4 protein-coding genes are annotated in these 5,953 nt (G+C 45.9%); 1 reads left to right on the top strand and 3 read right to left on the bottom strand.

The annotated features are described in order from the left end of the window. Nucleotides 1–1,044, bottom strand: a 1,044-nt coding sequence (locus tag QZ375_RS01850) for a hypothetical protein (RefSeq protein WP_295214358.1), incomplete at its 3' end; no start/stop codon positions are given. Between the two features lie 21 nt (nucleotides 1,045–1,065). Next, on the bottom strand, nucleotides 1,066–2,178 hold the full coding sequence (locus tag QZ375_RS01845; RefSeq protein ID WP_295214355.1) for a dockerin type I domain-containing protein: 1,113 nt from the start codon (nucleotides 2,176–2,178) through the stop codon (nucleotides 1,066–1,068). Nucleotides 2,179–2,521: 343 nt separating this feature from the next. On the opposite strand from QZ375_RS01845, the gene metG reads away from it, so the two are divergent. After that, nucleotides 2,522–4,474, top strand: coding sequence for a methionine--tRNA ligase (gene metG / locus QZ375_RS01840; RefSeq protein WP_295214352.1), 1,953 nt, complete (start codon nucleotides 2,522–2,524; stop codon nucleotides 4,472–4,474). 87 nt (nucleotides 4,475–4,561) lie between these two features. On the opposite strand, the gene QZ375_RS01835 is transcribed toward metG, so the two are convergent. After that, nucleotides 4,562–5,899, bottom strand: a complete 1,338-nt coding sequence (locus QZ375_RS01835; RefSeq protein ID WP_295214643.1) for an RICIN domain-containing protein — start codon at nucleotides 5,897–5,899, stop codon at nucleotides 4,562–4,564. Between the last annotated feature and the right edge of the window lie 54 nt (nucleotides 5,900–5,953).

Here is a 5,953-nt window from a genome sequence, read left to right as displayed (position 1 = left end):
CACTTTGCCGTTTCCGTTGATATCTGCGGCACAACGATTCCGGTCAGAGAGAACAGACGCACTGCCCACAGATCCTGCGGCATAGTGCCGGAGAGCAAGGTAAGCGTCATTGGCGTCAATGGTCTCATTCTCGTCGCAGTCACCTCGGGTGATGTAAGGAATAGCGCCGTTGTCGATGGGCTCGTTCATACCATAGTAAAGGTCATTTATCATGCAGGCGAAGTCTACAGCTTCTACTTGTTCCATATCTGCTACACGCTGTACCAACTGGAGCATTTCACTGCGGGTCATTATATGATACTGCGTTGGATCAAATTTGACTTCGTAGACAACACAGTTATCATTCAGCACATAAACGGTATTGTTGTTTGCATAAGGAATGACATCGGTTACGCCAAGGGCTGCATCAAAATCATCTATGCTGAGAGATGTGCCTTCAAGAGTCTGGACAAGTAGCGTAGTCGACTTATATTCGGTAGCGGGGTGAGTTTGGCTTCCCCAAAAATCATATCCGAGATTGCCGATTGCTGTCATTTCATATCCTGCGACATCATAAGAGACAGATTCAAAGCCGGGAATCGTCTGCAAATAGGCGATCAATGCAGTTTCATCAGCACGATGATACTTGGAAAGCGTCAGCTGGTATGTGCCGTTTCCCATGTCTTCCAGAGAAACACTGTTGGCGTAATATCCCTCCATTTCCGGTGCGCCCTCAGCTACTGCAACAGATTCTGTGCTGTTGTACTTATAAATAGCTTTTCCAAGTTGCTCTGCCGCATCTTCCGGCAGAGAAGCATCCTTTTCCAGTTGGATAATATATGTTTTTCTCGCCACGTCTACGGCACGAAACTCTTCTGCTGTCAGATAATGATAGACACCTGGTAAGCTCTGTCGAAAATACACATCAGAATCCTGCTGCATTTCTTCCAGTGTTTTTGCAAGTGGTTCTCCCTCATCAAAAATCGCAGCCGCCTGTATCGGCAGTGCGGCAGTCAGCAAAGATGCAGCACAAATGGCGGTAAAAATCCTTTTTGCCTTTTTCATAAAAATCATCCTTTCATAAAATTATTGCAGAATATCACTCCACTGTGTATCGCTCCCCACGGATTTTGCAGCGTAATATTTCAGCATCAGATAAGCATCATCGGCATCCACTTTGCCGTTCCCGTTGATATCTGCAGCACAACGATTCCGGTCAGAGAGAACAGACGCACTGCCCACAGACCCTGCGGCATAGTGCTGGAGAGCAAGGTAAGCGTCATTGGCGTCAATGGTCTCATTCTCATCGCAGTCACCTCGGGTGACATAAGGGATGGCACCACCGGATACACTTTCCGGGATAGAGGGTATTTCTTCAAAAGAACCAAGCAGAGCGACACGTTCTACCTGTTCCAGCGATTCCACCTGCCGAACCATCTCAATCATTCCCTGATTGCCCAGCCCTGTGGAATATACATCCGGGTCAGCACACAAAACATAGCTGACTTCACCGTCCTTATTCCATGTATATGTCTTACTCTCTTTGACATCTGCGATGCCGGAAATCTCTGAAAGATCATCTGTGGTAAGCGCTGCACCGTCTTTTGTTTGAACCAATAAGAAGCGCTGATCTTCGTATCCAAAGGATTGGATGCCTTCACAATAGAATCCGATGCCGGCTTCTTCATAAGAATATCCAAAGACCTCTTTTTGCACAGATATAAAGGATGGTACTGTCTGCAAATAAGAAAACAGTTCTGCTTCCTGTACACCGGTTTTTGCAGGATTCAGTGTAAGCACATATTTCCCGTCACCGCAATCTTCCAATACAACACTATTGCTGTCAGCGGCATCATCACCGATTTTGATGTTAGAGACACCATATGAACCATACGATTCAAGTACCTTTTCCAGCTGGCTGACAACATCGTCAGAAAATATGCCGCCACGTTCCAACTGAATTACATAGCAAATTTTTGTGGTGTCAATGGCAACAAGATCATCATCCGTCAGATAGTAATACAATGCCGGGCTTGCTGTCAAAAAGCATCCCTCATCGTCTGTTTGCATTGTTTCCAGTGTTTTTGCAAGAGGTACACTGTCAATATGCAGAGGATATGCAGCAGTTGGGATGCACATAGTGCTGGCAAGTATCACTGCGGTAGAAATTGCGACTGTTGTTCTTTTTGTTTTTTTCATAAAAATCGTCCTTTCCATAAAATTATTGCAAAATATCACTCCACTGTGTATCGCCGCTTACGAACTTCCTTCTAACAATATTTTATCGCATTTCGCCATAAAAGTCAACGTTAACATTTTGATTTTGTATATATATACATATTTGGCACAGACAGTTTATGTAAAACAACCACGTGTCAATTATTTTAACAATATCATCATTGCGATATATACAAAAAATCAACTGCAAAAATCCGCCTCCCCGGAAAATTTCAAAAAAACACGTGACAAATCAACGAAAATATGGTACAATAAAAGGTAACAGCCGCCTTCTGCGGCAGCGAATGTTAAGGAGGAACCTCGTATGTCAAAAAAGCCGTATTATATTACCACGCCGATCTACTATCCGTCGGGTAATCCCCATATCGGTCACTGCTACACTACCGTTGCCTGCGATTCCATCGCACGGTACAGACGAATGCAGGGCTATGATGTCATTTTCCTCACGGGAACGGACGAGCACGGTCTGAAAATTGAACAGAAAGCAGCCGAAAAGGGTATCACTCCGAAAGAATATGTGGATGAGATCGTTAAGGTTTTCAAGGCGCTCTGGGAGCGTATGCATATCAGCTATGACCGCTATATCCGCACAACGGATGATTATCATGTAGAGACAGTACAGAAGATTTTTAAAGCACTGTACGACAAGGGCTACATTTATAAAGGCGAGTATAAGGGCAAGTACTGCACGCCCTGCGAGAGCTTCTGGACAGAGTCCCAGCTGGACGAAAACGGCTGCTGTCCTGAATGCCACCGGGAAGTTACTGAGGCAAAGGAAGAGGCATATTTCATGAAGATGTCACCCTTTGCCGACCGGATCGAAAAGCTGCTCACCGAGACGGACTATCTTCAGCCCAAGACCCGTGCGGTTGAACTGGTGAACAACTTCATCAAGCCGGGTCTGGAGGATCTCTGCGTGTCCCGTACTTCTTTCACATGGGGTATTCCGGTAACATTTGACGAGGGACATGTGGTCTATGTCTGGATCGACGCCCTGTCCAACTATATCAGTGCACTGGGCTATGAAAACAGCGCATACCATGACTTTGACGAATACTGGCCGGCAGACGTACATATGGTAGCAAAGGATATCATGCGTTTCCACGCCATTATCTGGCCGGCAATGCTCATGGCACTGGAACTCCCCCTGCCGAAGCATCTGGCAGTCCATGGCTGGATCACGTTCAATGGACAAAAAATGTCCAAGTCACTGGGCAATGTGGTAGATCCGTTCCTGCTGGCAGACCGCTACGGCGCAGATTCTATCCGGTATCACATTCTCCGAGAAATGGCGCTGGGCGCAGACAGTTCTTTCTCCAACGAGATCATGATCAACCGCATCAACTCCGATCTGGCCAACGGACTGGGCAATCTGGTTTCCCGTACCGTGGCAATGGTGGAGAAATACTTTGGCGGCACGCTGCCGGAGGAGCGTCAGTCTGGGGAATTTGATGACGAACTCATTGCCGCTGCCACTGGTCTGAAAGACAAGCTGGAGGAGCTTCTGGACAAGACCCAGCTGAATCTCATGCTGGCGGAGATCTTCCAGGTGGTCTCCCGTGCCAATAAGTATATTGACGAAACAGCACCGTGGATTCTCGCACGGGACGAGGCAAACCGCACTCGTCTGGCGACCGTCCTCTACAATCTGCTGGAGACCATCCGCATGATCTCCGTGCCCCTGAGCGCATTTATGCCGGAGACGATGCCGAAGATCTGGGAGCAGATCGGTGCATCTGAGGCGGAAACTGCCTATAGCACCGTTTCCAGCTTCGGCACGCTGCCGGCAAATGTAACGGTACACAAGGGAGATATCATTTTCCCGAGAATCGACGTAAACAAGGAAATTGACGAGCTGAACCAGCTGATCCTGGCAAATCAGCCCAAGGAAGAGCCGGCTGAGCCGGAATATACGCCCCAGCCTCTGGCAGAGGAGATTCCCATCGACACCTTTGCACAAACGGATCTGCGTGTGGCAAAGGTCGTTGCCTGCGAAAAGGTCAAGAAGTCCAAGAAGCTGCTGAAGCTCCAGCTGGACGATGGCATGGGCGGCAGACAGGTGGTTTCCGGCATTGCGCCCTGGTATGCCCCGGAGGATCTCATCGGCAAAAAGATCATGCTGGTGGCAAATCTGAAGCCGGCAAAGCTTTGCGGCGTAGAAAGCTGCGGTATGATCTGTGCGGCAGATATGCCAAATGGGGATGTCAAGGTGATCTTCCCGGATGAGTCCCTGCCGGTGGGAGCGAAGATTCGCTGAGTTTTCCCGGAATATCGTGATATAAAATGAAAGCCGTACCCATGGGGAAAAATTCTCCACGGGTACGGTTTTTGTTACTGTGCTGACTTATGCCAGCAGTTTCTGGCGAAGCAGGGCAAGGTCGAAGCCGTTGACAGCGCCGTCGGCGTTCAGGTCGGCGAGGTTGTATTGGGTTTCGGTGAGGGTGGTTTGGTTCAGGAGGTATTTTTGGAGGAGGACGGCGTCGGCGGTGGTGAGGGTGGAGTCGGAGTTAAGGTCGCCGGGGATTTGTTCGACATAATTCTCCAATTTCCAAATCTGAAATTTTTGTGCAGTAGTATCATTTTTAGTATACATCTGCACATTTGTACCATCTTCAGTATATCCACCACTTACGTCCATTACGCAATCTGTACATTTTGACCTGAAATAGTACGCTCCTGATACGCCATAGATATACCAACTTTGTGGAGCGTTATCACTATCTTCACATGTATACACATTGGCTCCCGGTTCATTCGACCATGTTGAATCCAATGCTTGTAATGTTTTGCAATTGACAATCTTATAACTACCATCACTTTTTTGGGTGAATCGCCATATTTGACTTGGTTCTCCAACTTCATCTCGCATTGTAACATTATTATCAGTTTCGACAGTCAAGTGCTTCCATGCTTCTGTATTAATAATATAGGCGCAAAAATCTGTTCCGACATCTTGAATACATCCTAATTGTGACCAATTGTCCAATTTCCAGATTTGGAATTTTTGTGATGTTGAACCATTATATGTATACATTTGTGCATTCGCACCATCTTCTAAAGAACCGCCAGTAATATCAATAACGCAATCTGTACATTTCGACTTAAAATAATACGCTCCTGATTCACCATAGATATACCAGCTTTGTGGATCATTATCACTATCTTCATATGTATACAAATTGGTTCCTGGTTCATTTGACCATGTTGAATCCAATGCTTGTGATGTTTTGCAATTGACAATCTTATAACTACCATCACTTTTTTGGGTGAATCGCCATATTTGACTTGGTTCTCCAACTTCATCTCGCATTGTAACATTATTATCAGTTTCGACAGTCAAGTGCTTCCATGCTTCTGTATTAATAATATAGGCGCAAAAATCTGTTCCGACATCTTGAATACATCCTAATTGTGACCAATTGTCCAATTTCCAGATTTGGAATTTTTGTGATGTTGAACCATTATATGTATACATTTGTGCATTCGCACCATCTTCTAAAGAACCGCCAGTAATATCAATAACGCAATCTGTACATTTCGACTTAAAATAATACGCTCCTGATTCACCATAGATATACCAGCTTTGTGGATCATTATCACTATCTTCATATGTATACAAATTGGTTCCCGATTCATTTGACCATGTAGAATCTAGTGCTTGTGACGTTTTGCAATTGACAATCTTAGAGCCTGTTTAGTATCTTTTAAGAATAATGCGGATAAAAGCGAGGGAAAC

It is taken from the genome of Ruminococcus sp. (assembly GCF_019417665.1).
GTDB lineage: Bacteria > Bacillota > Clostridia > Oscillospirales > Ruminococcaceae > Ruminococcus_C.
Note: the sequence above shows the minus strand (reverse complement) of the source record. Positions and strands in the feature narration are given on the sequence as shown.